Annotated in this window: 17 protein-coding genes; 10 read left to right on the plus strand and 7 right to left on the minus strand. The window is 35.6% G+C overall.

Going from position 1 to position 17,068, the window contains the following annotated elements:
• Positions 1 to 273 precede the first annotated feature (273 nt).
• From ACFING_RS00485 to polA, 6 genes are all read left to right on the plus strand, one after another.
• Entirely contained in the window at positions 274 to 1,113 is an 840-nt protein-coding gene (locus ACFING_RS00485) for a pyruvate, water dikinase regulatory protein (protein WP_375629120.1), read from the plus strand.
• On the plus strand, positions 1,110 to 1,706 hold the full coding sequence (locus tag ACFING_RS00490; protein ID WP_375629123.1) for a Maf family nucleotide pyrophosphatase: 597 nt from the start codon (positions 1,110 to 1,112) through the stop codon (positions 1,704 to 1,706). The genes ACFING_RS00485 and ACFING_RS00490 overlap by 4 nt, the downstream gene beginning before the upstream one ends.
• Complete coding sequence (locus ACFING_RS00495) at positions 1,699 to 2,571, plus strand: shikimate dehydrogenase (protein WP_375629126.1); 873 nt, start codon at positions 1,699 to 1,701, stop codon at positions 2,569 to 2,571. The genes ACFING_RS00490 and ACFING_RS00495 overlap by 8 nt, the downstream gene beginning before the upstream one ends.
• Positions 2,568 to 3,155, plus strand: a complete 588-nt coding sequence (gene coaE / locus ACFING_RS00500) for a dephospho-CoA kinase (protein ID WP_375612770.1) — start codon at positions 2,568 to 2,570, stop codon at positions 3,153 to 3,155. The genes ACFING_RS00495 and coaE overlap by 4 nt, the downstream gene beginning before the upstream one ends.
• 4 nt (positions 3,156 to 3,159) lie before the next feature.
• Positions 3,160 to 3,867, plus strand: coding sequence for a DNA polymerase III subunit epsilon (dnaQ, locus tag ACFING_RS00505; RefSeq protein WP_375629128.1), 708 nt, complete (start codon positions 3,160 to 3,162; stop codon positions 3,865 to 3,867).
• Positions 3,868 to 4,166: 299 nt separating this feature from the next.
• Positions 4,167 to 7,094 (plus strand): DNA polymerase I, encoded by a 2,928-nt coding sequence (polA, locus tag ACFING_RS00510; RefSeq protein WP_375629131.1) that lies wholly within the window; start codon positions 4,167 to 4,169, stop codon positions 7,092 to 7,094.
• Between the two features lie 5 nt (positions 7,095 to 7,099).
• Here the strand turns inward: polA and ACFING_RS00515 are convergent, their stop codons facing one another.
• The 7 genes from ACFING_RS00515 to ihfB all read right to left on the minus strand — a co-directional run bounded on the left by ACFING_RS00515 (position 7,100) and on the right by ihfB (position 13,009).
• On the minus strand, positions 7,100 to 7,963 hold the full coding sequence (locus ACFING_RS00515; RefSeq protein ID WP_375629134.1) for an endonuclease/exonuclease/phosphatase family protein: 864 nt from the start codon (positions 7,961 to 7,963) through the stop codon (positions 7,100 to 7,102).
• Positions 7,964 to 8,075: 112 nt separating this feature from the next.
• Positions 8,076 to 8,849: a Bax inhibitor-1/YccA family protein gene (locus ACFING_RS00520; protein WP_375611347.1), complete on the minus strand. Its 774-nt coding sequence runs from the start codon at positions 8,847 to 8,849 to the stop codon at positions 8,076 to 8,078.
• A 1,123-nt stretch (positions 8,850 to 9,972) separates the two neighbouring features.
• Positions 9,973 to 10,476, minus strand: a complete 504-nt coding sequence (gene lspA, locus ACFING_RS00525) for a signal peptidase II (protein ID WP_375611348.1) — start codon at positions 10,474 to 10,476, stop codon at positions 9,973 to 9,975.
• Positions 10,466 to 11,320 carry a TrmH family RNA methyltransferase gene (locus tag ACFING_RS00530; RefSeq protein WP_375611349.1) on the minus strand — a complete coding sequence of 285 codons (855 nt, stop codon included), beginning with the start codon at positions 11,318 to 11,320 and terminating at the stop codon, positions 10,466 to 10,468. The genes lspA and ACFING_RS00530 overlap by 11 nt, the downstream gene beginning before the upstream one ends.
• Positions 11,321 to 11,322: 2 nt before the next feature.
• A complete protein-coding gene (locus tag ACFING_RS00535; RefSeq protein WP_375620886.1) occupies positions 11,323 to 12,255 on the minus strand; it encodes a class I SAM-dependent methyltransferase in 933 nt (310 codons plus the stop codon).
• Positions 12,256 to 12,426: 171 nt separating this feature from the next.
• Positions 12,427 to 12,723: a lipopolysaccharide assembly protein LapA domain-containing protein gene (locus tag ACFING_RS00540; protein WP_273790185.1), complete on the minus strand. Its 297-nt coding sequence runs from the start codon at positions 12,721 to 12,723 to the stop codon at positions 12,427 to 12,429.
• A 7-nt stretch (positions 12,724 to 12,730) separates the two neighbouring features.
• Positions 12,731 to 13,009, minus strand: coding sequence for an integration host factor subunit beta (ihfB, locus tag ACFING_RS00545; protein ID WP_273790186.1), 279 nt, complete (start codon positions 13,007 to 13,009; stop codon positions 12,731 to 12,733).
• Positions 13,010 to 13,192: 183 nt separating this feature from the next.
• On the opposite strand from ihfB, the gene lptC reads away from it, so the two are divergent.
• The 4 genes from lptC (at position 13,193) to ptsN (ending at position 16,691) form a co-directional block, all read left to right on the plus strand.
• The gene (gene lptC / locus ACFING_RS00550; RefSeq protein ID WP_375611351.1) at positions 13,193 to 13,837 is read left to right on the plus strand and encodes an LPS export ABC transporter periplasmic protein LptC; all 645 of its coding nucleotides are present in this window, start codon (positions 13,193 to 13,195) and stop codon (positions 13,835 to 13,837) included.
• A gap of 76 nt (positions 13,838 to 13,913) precedes the next feature.
• Positions 13,914 to 14,513 carry an LptA/OstA family protein gene (locus ACFING_RS00555; protein ID WP_375612778.1) on the plus strand — a complete coding sequence of 200 codons (600 nt, stop codon included), beginning with the start codon at positions 13,914 to 13,916 and terminating at the stop codon, positions 14,511 to 14,513.
• Positions 14,514 to 14,519: 6 nt separating this feature from the next.
• Positions 14,520 to 15,314: an LPS export ABC transporter ATP-binding protein gene (gene lptB / locus ACFING_RS00560; RefSeq protein WP_012754448.1), complete on the plus strand. Its 795-nt coding sequence runs from the start codon at positions 14,520 to 14,522 to the stop codon at positions 15,312 to 15,314.
• A 912-nt stretch (positions 15,315 to 16,226) separates the two neighbouring features.
• Positions 16,227 to 16,691: a PTS IIA-like nitrogen regulatory protein PtsN gene (gene ptsN / locus ACFING_RS00565; protein ID WP_375611353.1), complete on the plus strand. Its 465-nt coding sequence runs from the start codon at positions 16,227 to 16,229 to the stop codon at positions 16,689 to 16,691.
• The last annotated feature ends 377 nt before the right edge of the window (positions 16,692 to 17,068 follow it).

Below are 17,068 nucleotides of genomic sequence, written 5' to 3' on the forward strand. Positions count from 1 at the left end.
TAATAAATTTATATTAAAGAAAGGATTATTCTTATTTATAACTGTGTTTAGTGTGGATTATTATTTATCCTCAATTTTATCCACAAAAGGAACTGAAAAAAGAATAAAAATATCACTATATTAAAGATATTATCCCCTCTTTTTTTATAAGAGGGATTAAATTATCACAAGCATTTAATTTGTGCATAAAAAAGGAGAATTTTTCATAAATTTTAGTTTTATAAAAAACGACGAGGATATATACACATGTCTTAACAAGGAGTTAAAATTTTTGTGACAAAAGAAAAAAAATTCTTTCATTTACACATGCTTTCTGATGCAACAGGAGAAACATTAATTTCTGTTGGAAGAGCTGTAGCATCGCAATATGCAATGATTCAGGCAACAGAGCATATCTATCCTATGATTCGTAATAGAATACAGTTACAGAAAGCTCTTGATGAAATACAACAAGAGCCAGGTATTGTTCTTTACACAATGATTGATGAAGAATTTAAACTTCTCCTTCAAAAAAGGTGTAAAAAAATAAAAGTTCCCTGTATTGATATATTGCATCCTGTTTTAAATGCTTTTCAGTCTTACCTTGGAATGCCAACACATTTACGTGCGAGCGCACAACATGATCTTAATGCAGATTATTTTCGCCGTATTGAGGCACTGGATTTTACAATAGAGCATGATGATGGACAGTCTTCCAGTAGCTTATCCGAAGCAGATGTGATCCTTGTGGGAATTTCAAGAACCTCTAAAACGCCAACAAGTATCTATTTAGCAAATCGCGGAATAAAGACGGCTAATATTCCTCTTATTCCTAATATTGATTTGCCAGAATCCCTTTTAGAGGCAAAAAATTCTTTAATTATTGGTTTAATTGCTTCAGCTGAAAGAATCTCACATATTCGTCAAAATAGAGATTTAGGAGAAGGTTTTGCTCTTGATAATTATACTAATCGTATCAACATAGCTGAAGAATTAATCCATGCAAAACGCATTTGCGAACGTTTTGGTTGGCCTATTATTGATGTCACAAGACGTTCTATTGAAGAAACTGCTGCTGCAATATTTGAACTGTTATCACGATTTCGTGAAGGAAATGAGAGAAAATTCTCATGAACGCAGATACTTTAATATTAGCATCTCTTAGTTTTTATCGTGCAAAATTATTAAAAAAAGCAGGCTTAAATTTTTCCATTGAAAGAGCTTCTTTTGATGAAAGAGAAGTAGAAAAAAAAGCAAAAGAAAAAACACCTAAAGAACTCAGCTGTTTTCTTGCGAGCGCAAAAGCAAAAAATGTTTCAGATCGTTTTCCTGATGCTTTCGTTATTGGTTGTGATCAAGTTCTTGATTTTGAAGGTCAAGTTTTTCACAAAGCAACAAATATTAAAGAAGCACATCAACGTTTATGTGAATTATCAGGAAAAACCCATTCTCTTCATAGTGCGGTAGCTTTATTTAAAAATGGTCAAAAAATTTGGGTTGAAGCTTTTAGTGCACATATGTCCGTCCGTTTACTCTCATCAGAATTTATTGAACGTTATTTAGCACGCGTAGGAAAAGATGTTTTAAACAGCGTGGGAGTATATAAAATTGAAGGAGAAGGAATTCATCTCTTTGAAAAAATTGAAGGAGATTTTTTTACCATTGTTGGTTTACCTTTGCTGCCTCTACTCATAAAACTGCGCCACTTAGGAATTATTGATGGTTGACTTAACAATAAAAAAAACAAATTATCCGCGTGCTTTTGTTGTTGGTTCTCCAATTCATCATTCAAAATCGCCAAGAATTCACAATTTTTGGCTTAAACAATATGGTTTACAAGGAGAATATCTTGCACAAGAAGTAACATCTGAAGAGTTCAGTCATTTTATTGCGTCTTTACAAAAAATAGGCTTTTGTGGAGGAAATGTTACTTTGCCTTATAAACAGGAAGCTTTTCGTTTAGCAGATTATAAAGATGAGAGAGCAACAATGATTGGTGCTGTTAATACACTTTGGTATGAAGGAGATAAGCTTTGTGCCACGAATAGTGATGCCTATGGTTTTAGCGCTAATCTTGATGATTTTGTATCTGATTGGGGAGGGGAAACAGCTCTTGTTTTTGGAGCAGGTGGTGCCGCACGCGCTATCATATATGCCTTAAAAAGACGCGGATTTGAACAGATTTATTTAATTAACCGTACAAAACAACGTGCTGATAATTTAGCTCAGCATTTTGGAAAAATCATTAAAGTTTACGATTGGCATAAAATCCATGAAATACTTCATCAAGCTGATTTGATTGTTAATACAACCTCTATTGGCATAAAAAGTCCAGAAGAAAAAAGTGATTCTTTTTTTTGCGATTTTCATAAAGCAAAAAAAACGGCATTAGTAACAGATATTATTTATACACCATTGATAACTCCTTTTTTACAACAGGCAAAGGCTTGTGATCTCAAGACGGTTGATGGACTTGGGATGCTTCTACATCAGGCTGTTATAGGGTTTGAACAGTGGTTCGGAATAAGACCACAGGTAACAAAAGCGTTACGGACAGCTATTTTAGAGGATATGAGTGAAAAAAGAGAATGAAGATCATAGGATTAACGGGATCAATTGCTATGGGAAAATCAACAGTTGCTGATTTTTTCAAGCAAGCGGGTATTTCTGTTTTTAGTGCTGATGAAGCAGTACAACAGCTTTATAAAAGTGAGCCAGCTTTGTCATTCATAGAGCGTATTTTTCCTGGTGTGGTTGAAAACGGAGAAGTTAACCGTTTGAAACTTTCTGAAATTTTGATTGATGATAAGGAAAAATTACAAACATTAGAAAAAATAATTCATCCTTTGGTGCAAGAAAAAGAAAGGGAATTTATTGATATAGCGCGTGAACAAGGGAAAAAATTAGTTATTCTTGATATTCCACTTCTGTTTGAAAAAAATGGTGAAAGTCGTGTGGATAGCGTTATTGTTGTTTCTGCTCCACCAGAAATACAAAAAGAACGTGTAATGATTCGCCAAGGTATGAATGAGAAAAAATTTGCCTTTATCAACGCTCAACAAATGCCAGATGAAAAAAAACGAGAACGCGCTGATTTTATTATTGATACAGGGAAAGATTTAGAGAATACACGTCAACAGGTTTTTGATGTGATAAAAAAATTGCTAAAGAATTAAAATTATGCGTGAAATTATTTTTGATACAGAAACAACAGGTTTAGATAAAGAGAAAGATCGCATAATCGAAATTGGTTGTGTAGAAATGGTTGATCGTTATCTCACAGGACGCCAATTTCATGTTTATTTAAACCCTGAAGGCGTTATTATTCCTGATGAAGTTGTAGCAATTCACGGATTAACCAATGAACGCTTGAAAAACGAGAAAAGTTTTAGTGATATTGTTGATGAATTTTTGGAATTTATCAAAGACGCGACAATGATTGCGCATAATGCGAGTTTTGATATTGGTTTTATTAATGCAGAATTAAAACGCGTCAACAAACCGCTTATCAGTGTTGATAATATTCTTGATACATTGGCTATGGCGCGGCGTAAATTTCCTATGGGCCCTAATTCTCTTGATATTTTATGCAAACGTTTTGGAATTGATAACAGCCATCGTGTTCTTCATGGTGCTTTGCTTGATGCAGAGATTCTAGCCGATGTTTATATTGAGCTCATCGGTGGAAAGCAAGGTGTATTGGGTTTTGATAACAGAAGGGGTATTGATGAACATATCCAGAACGATAAAGATACATCTTATGCCGTTAAAATTCGCCCGCAGGCTTTACCTTCAAGATTGAGTATGCAAGAAAAAAAGTTACACGCTGATTTTATCTACAAAATGGGTGAAAAAGCTCTGTGGAATAACTTCAAAATTCATGAATAACATCATCTTTTATCTAAAAGAGTCACGATTGAAATTAAAGAATATCGATGTCAAAAAAAACGGTCGTTGTGGGGAGGGGAACACCACAACGACCCTGTCGCTACATCGTACCTCAGCTATCATAGGAGGAGCAAAATGAAAGCTATTAATCCTGTAACAGCAAAGAAAAGCTCTAGGTACTTAATATAAAGTGCAACGACTTCACGTCTTATGAAGAGAAAAAATGGCTTTTTAGAGGCAAAGTGAAAAAATATATAAGGGTAATTTGTTTTTTTAGCTGAAATGGAGAAAAAATTGTCATGAAAGCAACAGATCATCTTTTTTTGGTTGACGGATCAGGCTATATTTTTCGTGCTTATTATGCTTTGCCGCCTTTAAAACGTAAAAAGGATGGACTTCCTGTAGGAGCAGTAGCTGGTTTTTGCAATATGTTATGGAAATTACTTTGTGATGCTCGTAATACAGCTACGGGTGTTGTTCCAACACATTTTGCTGTTATTTTTGATTATTCATCTGATACTTTTCGGAAACAAATTTATTCTGAATATAAAGCGAATCGCGTTGAACCTCCTGAAGATCTAATTCCTCAATTCGCGCTAATACGCCAAGCAACGAAGGCTTTTAATTTGCCTTGTATTGAAAAGGAAGGCTTTGAAGCGGATGATTTAATTGCTACCTATGCAAAGTTGGCAACAAAGGTTGGGGCAAAAACAACCATTATTTCTTCCGATAAGGATCTTATGCAACTCGTAAATACGCATGTATCTTTGTATGATGGAATGAAAGATAAGCATATAGGTATCTCAGAAGTTATAGAAAAATGGGGTGTTGCGCCTGAAAAAATGATTGATTTACAAGCATTAATTGGAGATTCAACGGATAATGTACCGGGTATTCCAGGCATTGGTCCAAAAACTGCAGCTCAGTTGTTAAATGAATTTGGTTCTCTTGATCTTCTATTGCAAAACGTAACAGAAATTAAACAAACAAAACGACGTGAAAACATTCAAGCTTATAGAGAACAAGTTAAAATATCTCGTGAACTTGTCAGGCTTAAAACAGATGTTCCTATAGATAATGATTTAGATGATTTTATTTTGGAGCCACAAGATGGTCCACGTTTAATTGCTTTTTTGAAAGCGATGGAGTTTTCAACATTAACGCGTCGCGTGGCAGAGGCAACAACATGCGATGCAGCTGTTATTGACGCACTTGATATAAATGTTGAATGGGAAAAACTAAGCCCCAGGAATGATTCTGATATCAGGCATGATTCTGATATCAAGAATACTGAGCGCGCATCCCTTCATAATTTTTCTGAAAATTCTCCACAAGTTTTTGCACAAGAACGTAAAGATCAAGCGCTGACTCAAAAAATTACAAGAGATGCTTATACAACAATTCTTGATGAGGAAATTTTAAAAGACTGGTTATCACAAGCACAAGAGCAGGGTTTTTTCGCTTTTGATACTAAAACAACATCTCTTGATCCGATGCAAGCAAAGCTTGTTGGTTTTTCACTCGCATTACAGCCGGAAAAAGCAGCTTATATACCTCTTGAACATTTTGATGAAGGAGAAGAGGACCTTTTGAGGGGCGGGCGCATTGCTTCACAGATTGGGGCTCGAAAAGCTTTAGCACTTTTAAAACCGATATTAGAAGATTCAGCGGTGTTAAAAATTGGTCATAATATAAAATATGATTGGTTGGTGATGAAGCAATACGACATTATGATAAGCTCTTTTGACGACACCATGCTTTTATCATATGCTTTTGATGCTGGAATGTTAACCCATAATATGGATGATTTGTCTGAACGTTGGCTTGAGCATAAACCAATTGCCTATAAAGATTTAACGCATAACGGGAAAAAAATTACTTCTTTTGCACAAGTAGATTTAAAACAAGCAACCCTTTATGCGGCGGAAGATGCTGATATAAAGCTACGTCTTTGGCAAGTATTGAAACCGCAACTTGTTGCTCGTGGAATGACAAAAATTTATGAGCGTCTTGATAGACCTCTTGTAGAAGTTCTTGCAATAATGGAAGAACGGGGGATTCTTATTGATCGGCAGATTTTATTGCGTCTTTCAGGAGAGTTGGCACAAGCTGCTTTGATTCTAGAAGAGGAAATTTACAAACAAGCTGATGAAAAGTTTAATCTTGCTTCGCCAAAGCAATTAGGGGATATCCTTTTTGGCAAAATGGGATTGCCTGGAGGCGCTAAAACAAAGGGTGGACAATGGTCAACTTCTGCACAGACCTTAGAAGAGTTGGCTGCTGAAGGTCATATTTTACCGCGTAAAATTATTGAGTGGCGTCAACTTTCAAAGCTAAAATCTACCTATACAGATGCCTTGCCTTCTTATATTTTTTCAAAAACAGGGCGAGTTCACACGAATTATTCTTTGGCAATAACATCAACAGGTCGGTTATCATCATCAGAGCCAAATTTGCAAAATATTCCAGTGCGAACTGCTGAAGGACGTAAAATTCGAACAGCTTTTATTGCTCCCAAAGGACATGTGTTACTTTCTGCTGATTATAGTCAGATTGAGTTGCGCATTCTTGCACATATTGCGGATATAAAAGCATTAAAAGAAGCTTTTGCTAAAGGGCATGATATTCACGCTATAACGGCATCACAAATGTTTGGTGTTGCGATAGAAGGAATGCATTCAGATATACGACGGCGTGCAAAAGCGATTAATTTTGGTATTATTTATGGTATTTCAGCTTTTGGATTAGCCAATCAATTGGGAATTTCACGCCAAGAAGCGGGTCGTTATATTCAACTGTATTTTGAAAGATTTCCAGGAATTAAAGATTATATGGAGAAGACCAAAATCTTTGCACGTGAAAATGGTTATGTAGAAACAATTTTTGGACGTCGTATCCATTATCCAGAAATAAAAGCAAAGAATGTAAAAATTCGTTCTCTTAATGAGCGGGCAGCTATCAATGCTCCAATTCAAGGTTCTGCGGCCGATATTATTCGCCGCGCTATGATACATATGGAAGATGCTTTAAAAGCAGAAAAACTATCAGCAAAAATGTTGCTGCAAGTTCATGATGAACTGATTTTTGAAGTACCAGAAGAAGAAAGTAAAAAAACCATGACTGTTGTTAAAAATGTTATGGAAAATGCTACAATACCGGTTCTATCTTTATCTGTACCGCTTGAAGTAAAAGTTATGACGGCTCAAAATTGGGATGAGGCACATTAATTTTTTTATTTATTTTTAAGAATATTGATTGCGTTGGAAAGATTAAGATAGGCTTTGATAGGCAAATGATCTGAAGCAATGCGTGCAAGTGGTGAATAATGATTTTCAATACTTGTTACCAATTGGTGGGGAAAAGAAAAAACTCTATCAAGGGCTAACAAAGGAAAACGAGAGGGAAAGCTTGGTACAACTTCAAAAGTGCTATCAAAATAGGGAGAAAAATGATTTAAAGATGAGCCTTTTCCCATTCGCCATTCATTAAAATCTCCTATGAGGAGTGTAGGCATAAGGGGGCGTTTTTGGAAAATTTCAAGGAGCATTTTTGTTTGTTGTTTACGAGAGTAACGTAATAAGCCAAAATGAGCCGCAATAATACGAATAGGGCCTGCTGCCATTTCCAACTCTACAATTACAGCCCCACGTGGTTCAATACTAGGAAGAGTGACTTGTAAAGTATCACGTACATATCCCTTTCGCAAAAAAAGAGCATTCCCATGCCAACCATGGCCATGAGGTGACATAGTATTAAGAGGTACAGGAATCAAACCGGTTTCAGCTTTTAATAGCTGAAGATTAATCAAACCGATGCGTTCCCCAAAACGTTTATCTGCTTCTTGAAGAGCAAGGATATCAACTTGTAATTCAGTAATAACACGGACAATTCTTGTAGGATTAAAAACTTTATCAACACCTACACATTTATGCACATTATAGGAAGCAACGGTCAGATCATAATTACTATTTTGATTGACGATGTTTGATTGATGATGAGAGCGGCTGTGAATTGTATTTAAAAAGGAGTTATGGAGTTTTTGTTGGATAAAACCGGTAAACCAAGGGAATTTTTGCTTATAAGGGATTTTTGTCATTTTGCGAAAAGAATAGTTTCTAAGAAGCAGAGGGTAAAGATTTACACTAAAAACAAAAGAACCTTGTTTCTTTTAGAAACAAGGTTCTTTAATTAAGTAATGATTTTTGCAATCAATCACGGTTTGAGCCAAGAAACTGTAGCAAGAAGACAAACATATTGATGAAATCAAGATAAAGATTCAGCGCGCCCATAATAACTTTACGTCCTCTGGTATCGCTTTCATCTCCTTCATAATACATCAACTTAATGCTCTGGGTATCGTAGGCTGTTAAACCAGCAAAGATAAAAACACCAATCACAGAGATAGCAAACTGCAAAGCGCTTGATCCAAGAAAAATGTTCACAATCATGGAAAGCAACAAGCCGATCAATCCAATGAATAAGAATGAACCGATTGCTGTGAGATCACGCTTTGTTGTGTATCCATAAAGTGAAAGAGCTCCAAAAGTTGCGGCGGAAATGACAAAGGTTTGCACAACACTTTCTGTCGTATAGCGCAAAACGATTGAAGACAGTGAAAGACCAACCAGAGCAGCATAACCAAAAAAGAGACTACGAGCAGCATTTGTGCTCAATGTATTAATTTTAAAACTGAGAAATAAGACTGCTATGAGTGGTGCAAACATAACAATATAAGAGAATGGCGATGTATAAAATGTTACTCCAAATGGTGTTAGATAAACACTGCTATTGATTTGAGCTGCTGCTTGGCTCATATCTGTTGTCGTTGCTAATGATACAATTGCATAAGCGGCAGCAGCTGTAATAAGCAAACCAATGGCCATTGCATTGTAGACACCCAACATATAGTCGCGTAATCCCTGATCAATTGATGCATCGGCATGAGAAGCAGGTGCCGAACGTAAATCTTTAAAATTAGCCATAATATAAAATCCTTTAGCATATGTTCTGTCAGATATAGGGCTTTAAAGGTGTCTCTGTCATTACACAGATAAGCTTGGTATAAGCCTTAATTGGGCAAATACAAAAACCCTTAAGAATCACTGACAGAATTCCAGCATATATGCTCTTATTATGGAGATTTATTTAAAAATTACAAGAGATTTATATGAAGAAGGAACCTTACAAATTGGTAAGGAAATAGTTCATTTTAATAAAAAATATTTCCATTTTTTGCCATATTTTTGCAAGATAAAAAGACTACACTTAAAAAATTTTCTATTTTCACAAAAACTATGTAATACAATCCCTTATAAAATATTCACTATTTTTGCGTTTATGAGAAGAGCGGCAAGTATCATCACACTATTTTCAACCTCTAATATTGCATCTGTTTTGCACGGTTATAAGAGCTATTGAATTGGATTTTTATATAATATATCGATGTATAATGATAAATTGTCTTTTTGAATGCTAAATGATACTCCGAATATCGCAAGATTCTCTGGTTGAAAATCTGTTCATATTAAATCAATCAAGATTATTGACTTGCTTGTGTCTTGCAAGAGACATGGTTTTAATGGATTCAACATGAACAGATTCCAAATAAAAGAGATTTAGGATAGTAAGGGCTTTTATTCAATATGAAAAACGGTAATTTATATTTATAATCAATATGTTGCTTTAACAAGACACTATTGAAAATAGTTGAAAAAATGTTTTTTATTAAACAATATATAAAATAAAAAAGGAGAGTTTTTAAACGAAGCACTTAAGAAAGGCTCTGTAAAATCGATATCTGTAAAAACTAAAAAACATACGAAAAGCAATTGTTCTAATCAAATAAACAGAACTTCAAATGCTGTGAAATGTCTCCTCAAAAATTGTGATGTAGGACACATGGATAAAAAATATTGATTCTATTTGAGTTCATTTCTTTTGCACTAACTAAGTGTAGAAATGTAAAGTTGAAAAGAAAGTAAGATCTTATAGTCCCATGAAGAGAAACTCGTGAAATGACGAGCAACAAGAATTGATTAAGAGAAATCAATGCGTAATCAGACTTGTGATGGTCAATAATCTCTGTTTTCTAAGGTACTGAACATATCAATGAGAAGATGTACTATTGGAATGACGCCTTGCTTTCATCCAAGTACGCAATTCTTCAATAAGGATGGCAATAACACCGAGAGTGATAAAACTATCTGCAAGGTTGAAAATAGCAAAATAAAAAATATCATCAATATGAAAAAGTATATAATCAGTGACATGATGAAAGCGAATACGATCAATGAGATTGCCGATGGCTCCCCCAATAATAAGAATAAGGCCAAAGCGCATTAAAGACTTATTATATTCAGTATTTTTCCATAACCATAGAAGAAAGATAATCACAATGATCGTGATGGCGATGATTCCCCACTGAGAAAAGGAAGAAAAAAACGAAAATGCAATGCCAGAATTGCGCACATGATAAAGGGAAAGAAAAGGAATAAGCGAAATTTCTGTTCCTAAAGGCATATTGTGCATAACCCAGTATTTGACAGCTTGATCAAGTACTACTGTAAAAGCCAAGCCCAAGAGAAGAAAAGGGAGTGATTTACGAATCATGTTTTTCCTCACATGGTTCCAGTATTAAATAGGGGCGACGGATTTCATAAAGCATAACAGCTGTTGCTACAGCTAGATTAAGCGAGTCTGCTCGTCCGCTTTGTGGAATACGCGTAAGTTTATCACACCGATTTGTAAGAAGATCTGATAATCCCTGTTTTTCATTCCCCATTAAAAGGATAATAGGGCCATTTTTGAAGTCAAGTGTGCGATAATCCAGAGAACCTTTGAGGTGTGTTCCAACAATCATACCTTTAAAGTGAGAAGACCAGTTTAAAAAGCCGTTTTCATCAAAACGATAAAGTGGTACAGAAAAAATAGATCCCATGGTTGCACGGACTGTTTCAGGCGAGAAAGGGTCTGTTGTCTCGCCAATTAAAATAACACCTTTAGCACCTACAGCATCAGCGGTTCGAATAATGGTACCAAGGTTTCCAGGATCACGTACACGATCAAGCGCGATGTAAACATCTTTAATCTGCCCTTTTATCATTTCAAAAGAGTGCCATTTTTGCTTGAAAATACCAATAACTGTTTGTGGATTATCGCGTCGGGTAAGTGATTCCATAACCTTTTGTGAGGCTTTAATAACAAAACCACCGTTGGCTACAGCACGTGCGGCAGTATTTTCGATAGTAGCATTACCGATTTCACTTTTAGAAAAAATAAGCGTCTGTATTGTCCAGCCAAGATTGAGAGCATCAATGACCAATTTCAATCCTTCTGCCATGAAAAGACCTTCTCTATTACGGTTTTTCTTTTGGCTAAGTGCTTTAAGATTTTTTATGATGGGGTTGCTAAGAGAGGTAATTTCTTTCACTCTACCAGTTTTGGGTCTACACATATTCAAGCAATCCAACGGCTAAAAAGAGAAGTAGAAAGAGCACGTCCTGCAACTTCTTCACGCAAAATAAGTTCTCCTGATTCGACCGTACCACCAAGATTTACAAATGCATCACGCATTAAAGCATGAAGTGCAAAGAAGGAAGCACGAATAGAATAAGCTGTAAGGACAACAGAGAGCGGTTTATCAGAGAGAAGTTTACGACAATTTGTGATCATGGCGGGTAAATGATCAAACAGTTGCCAAATTTCACCATGGGGTCCACGCCCATAAGCAGGGGGATCAAGAAGAATCATATCATAGCTTTTCTTACGACGCAGTTCACGCTCGACAAATTTCATAGCATCATCGCAAATCCAGCGAATAGAATGATCTGGTAATCCTGCTCTTTCTTGATTAGCTTTTGCCCACGCAATGGCTTTTTTAGAAGCATCAACATGGGTAACATTCGCACCCGCTCGTGCTCCAATCAAAGAGGCAATACCTGTATAGCCAAAAAGATTCAACAATTTTATAGGGCGTTCGGCTTTAACAATTTGTTCTTCCATAGAGCGCCAATGGGCATCTTGTTCAGGAAAAACCCCCACATGACGAAAGGAAGTAAAACGGCCTAGAAAAGACAATCCATTCCAAGCAAGAGCCCATGTTTCATCAAGTGGCTTTTTAGGAAAATGCCAACGCCCAACCCCTTCTTCATCAAGGTTTCCTGTGAAAATAGCATCAACATCAGCCCATTGTTTTTGTGGTAAAGCGGGTTTCCATAGTGCTTGACCTTCTGGTCGAATAATGCGGTAAGCTCCATAACGTTCTAATTTTTGTCCATGACCAGAATCAATGAGAGCATAGTTTTCGCTTATACCCGTTTCTAAAATAAGGGGCAGCTTTTCCTGCGGATATCTATTGTTATGGGAGAATTGAAAGCATTGTGCGGGCATGTTTTGTATCACGGTATATGAGGTATAAAAATATATTATAAAGCTCTTAAATGTTTCGTAAAAGTGCAAAAAAGCTAAAGTCAATTAAAACATGTATAAAAAAGAAAAAGAGCACTTTTAACTCTGTACTGAATATAGAATACAGAGAGAAAAGATTTCATTTAAATACCATTACACCAGATTTGTGATAGATGTTTTCAATTTTTCAATCTCGGCTTTACTTTTTTTGAGAGCTTTTTTGTATTTGTGATAGGAAAACCAACTGATCAGATTTCCTAATAAAATACCAAAACCAAAGAAAATAAAGAGCCATATAAAGAGGGGAGCATGATAAGTAAAACTTTCAGGATTTGCTCGAAAAGGATCAAGGGTTAACGGAACCATTTGACGATTAGCCACGATAAAAACAATCAAAACCGCTGCGAGAATCACACCGATACTTGTTAGAAGAATACGTTTAATTATCATAAGTTTCTCACTGATTAAGACGGTCGCGTAAATCCTTGCCAGTTTTAAAAAAAGGAATCCACTTTTCTTCAACAGAAACGGCTTCACCTGTTCGTGGGTTACGTCCATTACGGGCTGAACGGCTTTTTACAGAAAAAGCTCCAAATCCACGAAGTTCAACGCGATTGCCATTTGCAAGTGCTGTTGCAATTTCCTCAAAAATAGCGTTTACAATATTCTCCACATCCCGTTGAAAAAGATGCGGGTTATGACGAGCGATAATTTGTACAAGCTCTGATTTTACCACAATAGCCTCACTTTCACACAAAAAAATTTTGTAATTGTGCACTCCATGCATATTACAATATATAAACGGATAAAAGCAAAATAAAATCAAGAAAAAACAAATTGCAAGAAACAAAATTTGAAAATACCTTCTATAAAGGGTATACAGATTAAAAATGCGGAGGATTTAAGAGATCAGGAGAGTATGTCCGTACACAATCATTATAAAGCCTTTTCAACGCAATCATCTTTTGGAGATGTTTTAAAAAAAGCATCCCGTCATTCGCGTCGCATTAGCATATTAAAAATTTTTTTACCTCTCTTAGCGTTGATTTCAGCGCTGGTTTTTTGCTGGTTTACGTTTTTCTTGGTTCCCGTTACTTCTGATTCTATGCCTTTGAATAATGGAGAAAGTGGTGTGATGAATTTGACGATGCTCAATCCAAAATTAGAAGGGTATACGCGTGCTCATGAACCTTATTGGCTTAAAGCAGAAAAGGCATTTCAAGATCATACCCACGCTGGAATGATTGGGTTGCAAAACATTACAGCTAGAGCATTTATGGGCCAACAACGACAGGTTTTTCTCGTCGCACAAGGGGGGGTTTACGATAACATTAATGGTTTTTTACAGTTGGATAAGCCATTCACGATTACGACGAATGATGGGATGATGGTACAATTTATGTCAGCTAGTATTAACTTATCCGAGGGACAGTTAAAAACAGATCAACGTGTTAATATTCAGCAAGCCGGTTTGAATCTTGCCGCAAACGCCTTACAAATTCGAGAAAAAGGAAAAAACATATATTTCCATGGTGGTGTGCATTTAGTGCTTCAAAAGCAATAACGCAATATCAATACAAATCTTTAAAGGATATTTATAAAGAGAAGTATGTGTATATACAAACAGAAGAATTGAAATAATGAAATCGTACAAAAGATGGATAGGTGTGATGTTAGCTTTTAGCATGGGAATGTTAGGAGAAGGAGCAGTTTTAGGATATGCTGAAGTGGCTCATTTTGGAATAAGTCTATCAAGCGACAAAGAACCGGTAGAACTTCATGCAGATTCTTTGGAAATACGTGATAAAGAAGGGATAGCGCTTTTTAAGGGTGATGTTTCAGTGGTACAAGGTGAACGTCTTTTAAAAACGGCAGAATTAGTTGTTTACTACGATAAAGCATATAAAGAAATTGATAAAAACAAGGAAGATACAAAGGCATCATCTGTTTCTTTATTTGGTTCGTCGAGTATACAAAAAATGGAAGCTTTAGGAAAAGTTTATATAAAAATTGCTACGCAAGTTGCTACGGGTGATAAAGGCGTTTTTGATGGAAAGTCAAAAATGATGAGTTTGACAGGGAATCATGTTGTGTTAACTGATGGTGACAATGTGGCAACGGGGTGCAAACTAACGGCAAATATGGAAAGCGGAAAGGCTTTTTTAGAAGGTTGTGAGACGCCTAAGAAAAAAGGTCGTGTTTCTATTATTTTAAAACAAAATCAAAAGAATGGCCATTAAGATTTCATGTTTGGAATCAAAAGAAAAAAACAGACCGATAGGTATAATCTTGAAAGTGAAGCTTCAAAAAATCCCTTAAAAGGGACCTTGATTGCCAGTAATTTGATTAAAGTTTATCGAGGAAGACGAACTGTTAATGGTGTTTCTTTTGGCATTCGTACGGGAGAAGCCGTTGGCATTTTAGGACCCAATGGGGCAGGTAAAACAACTTGTTTTTATATGGTGACAGGGCTTATAAAATCTGATGGAGGCTCGATTAAAATTGATGGATTTGATATTACGCATCTTCCGATGTACCGACGTGCGCGTCTAGGTATTGGATATCTTCCACAGGAAGCGTCTATTTTTCGTGGTCTTTCAGTAGAAAATAACATTAAAGCTGTTTTAGAGGTCGTTGAAAAAGATCGCCTTAAACAACGTGAAGAGTTAGATAGCCTTTTACATGAATTTAAAATTGATCATTTACGTAAAATGTCTGCACTTTCGTTATCTGGAGGTGAACGTCGGCGACTTGAAATTGCGCGCGCTTTAGCTTCTCGTCCCCATTTTATGTTACTTGATGAACCATTTGCAGGAATTGATCCTATCGCTATTTTCGATATTCAACAACTTATTCGTCATTTAACGAGGCGTGGCATTGGTGTTTTAATAACGGATCATAATGTGCGTGAGACATTAGGGCTTGTCGATCGCGCTTATATTATTCATACAGGGCGGGTGTTAGTTCACGGTTGTCCTAACGATATTATCAACAACGTTGATGTACGCAGAATTTATTTGGGAAATCAGTTTTCTCTTTGATTTTACAGCTTTCACGAGTTTCCATTTAAGTTTAACCAAACATTATTACTGAAAATTTCCTTATTTATGCCAAAACTTCTTTTATGACTATAACCTTAATGTTGTTATTGAGTGGTGAAAAAGGCTTCATCATTAGAGGTTAGTTTGTTGTTTTATAAGTTTAGCTTACTCATAATTGTATCATAGAAAAGATATCACTAGATTAACGTGATAATGAGTGATAAACGAAGCTCTCAATAAATGCGTGTGTTATTGAAAGGTAAGAGATATTTATCATATTTTTCTCTGTCGAATCAAAAAATATATCGATGATGCTGTTTTAGGTATTTTGATGGGAGCACCGGTTTATATATTGCGGTTATTCAATAGGAGTTGTCGTATTTTATTGGTTTATATCGCCTATTTGAAAACAGGAGCTTGGCTACAGATATCAGGCTAAATCTATAAATCTTTTAAAATAATCATTAAATTTCTAAAAATCTTTATATTCTTGTTATAAGTCGATGTTCAAGCTATACAGTAATTTTCAAAGTAAAGGTCCATTTTGCTCAGTATGCTTTTCATCTTAATTTAAGGGCTCATTTTTAAAGAAAGAAAAACTTTGATGGCGGATTATACATCAAACTCTTATGACAAGTTTAATAAATTTATGAATAATGGCCTTTTCTAGAGTCGTAAGGAAATTAACTTTATGAACAACTTCATTTCTTTGGTTTCTCATGCCGTTAATGATGATCCGAATACTATTTATTATTGTTTTAGAAGTGATATGAGATGTATTGAGCCATCACCTATTATAAATTGAAAAGTAAAAACACATGCGATGTTGCGAAAAGTGAAAGAACATTAAGTATCTATAGCGTTTATAGGTTTATTGATGAGCATTTTAGCGTGTAAGAGGAAAATTAAAGTATGAATTTGAGTGAGTTAATAGCACCGGAAGCGATCATTCCGGCTCTTAAGGCTAATTCGAAAAAACAGGTTCTGCAAATTTTAGCCGAAAAAGCTTCTAAGCTAACAGGTCTTAGTGAGCATGTGATTTTTGATGTTGTTTTACAACGCGAGAAGCTTGGTTCAACGGGTTTGGGTGGAGGTATTGCGATTCCTCATGGAAAATTACCTGATATTAATCGGATCATTGGTATATTTGCACGTCTTGAAAGTCCTGTTGATTTTGAAGCTCTTGACGATGAACCTATAGATCTCGTTTTTCTCCTTTTAGCACCTGAAAATGCTGGTGCAGATCACTTAAAAGCTTTATCACAGATCGCACGTGTTTTGCGTCACACTGATGTTGTACAAAAGTTGCGCAGTACGCATAATGCCAATGCGCTTTATGCTTTATTGATTCAAACTTCAGAATCAAATGCAGCTTAAAAGTTATTATGAGCGTATAAATTGCGAGGTATGCACTACAGAGCGTAGGAAATAATATAACTTGCATCTTAAGACTAATAACAAAAGGTTATGTCATGAGATTTAAGAAAATTACTTCTAATTGAACCTTCTTTTTAAAGAGCAACCAACAAAAACGAAGGGCTTTTCCTTTCTTGTTCTCGTATATTAAAGCATCTAATTATTATGTTCGTGGATTCTTTTATCCTATTATACTGTAAAAACACTATCATTTGAGATATGGTGAGATAAATTCTGTAAGTCTTCTTAATATATTAAGTGCTTTTAGAGTGCGTGGTAAATATTTTTAAACAGGACTTGTCTGTAGAGCCTTTAGTTAAGTGAATCACATGAGTGGG

It is taken from the genome of Bartonella sp. AP150HLJHH (assembly GCF_042196385.1).
Taxonomy (GTDB): domain Bacteria; phylum Pseudomonadota; class Alphaproteobacteria; order Rhizobiales; family Rhizobiaceae; genus Bartonella.

What these genes read in the sequence shown, in the direction of transcription:
- ACFING_RS00535 (WP_375620886.1), bottom strand. Translation starts at nt 12,255, where the DNA reads ATGCCCGCACAATGCTTTCAATTCTCCCATAACAATAGATATCCGCAG.
- lspA (WP_375611348.1), bottom strand. Translation starts at nt 10,476, where the DNA reads ATGATTCGTAAATCACTCCCTTTTCTTCTCTTGGGCTTGGCTTTTACA.
- ACFING_RS00495 (WP_375629126.1), top strand. Translation starts at nt 1,699, where the DNA reads ATGGTTGACTTAACAATAAAAAAAACAAATTATCCGCGTGCTTTTGTT.
- coaE (WP_375612770.1), top strand. Translation starts at nt 2,568, where the DNA reads ATGAAGATCATAGGATTAACGGGATCAATTGCTATGGGAAAATCAACA.
- ACFING_RS00530 (WP_375611349.1), bottom strand. Translation starts at nt 11,320, where the DNA reads ATGTGTAGACCCAAAACTGGTAGAGTGAAAGAAATTACCTCTCTTAGC.
- ACFING_RS00520 (WP_375611347.1), bottom strand. Translation starts at nt 8,849, where the DNA reads ATGGCTAATTTTAAAGATTTACGTTCGGCACCTGCTTCTCATGCCGAT.
- ptsN (WP_375611353.1), top strand. Translation starts at nt 16,227, where the DNA reads ATGAATTTGAGTGAGTTAATAGCACCGGAAGCGATCATTCCGGCTCTT.
- ACFING_RS00515 (WP_375629134.1), bottom strand. Translation starts at nt 7,963, where the DNA reads ATGACAAAAATCCCTTATAAGCAAAAATTCCCTTGGTTTACCGGTTTT.
- lptB (WP_012754448.1), top strand. Translation starts at nt 14,520, where the DNA reads ATGTTTGGAATCAAAAGAAAAAAACAGACCGATAGGTATAATCTTGAA.
- ACFING_RS00490 (WP_375629123.1), top strand. Translation starts at nt 1,110, where the DNA reads ATGAACGCAGATACTTTAATATTAGCATCTCTTAGTTTTTATCGTGCA.
- polA (WP_375629131.1), top strand. Translation starts at nt 4,167, where the DNA reads ATGAAAGCAACAGATCATCTTTTTTTGGTTGACGGATCAGGCTATATT.
- ACFING_RS00555 (WP_375612778.1), top strand. Translation starts at nt 13,914, where the DNA reads ATGAAATCGTACAAAAGATGGATAGGTGTGATGTTAGCTTTTAGCATG.
- lptC (WP_375611351.1), top strand. Translation starts at nt 13,193, where the DNA reads ATGTCCGTACACAATCATTATAAAGCCTTTTCAACGCAATCATCTTTT.
- dnaQ (WP_375629128.1), top strand. Translation starts at nt 3,160, where the DNA reads ATGCGTGAAATTATTTTTGATACAGAAACAACAGGTTTAGATAAAGAG.
- ACFING_RS00540 (WP_273790185.1), bottom strand. Translation starts at nt 12,723, where the DNA reads ATGATAATTAAACGTATTCTTCTAACAAGTATCGGTGTGATTCTCGCA.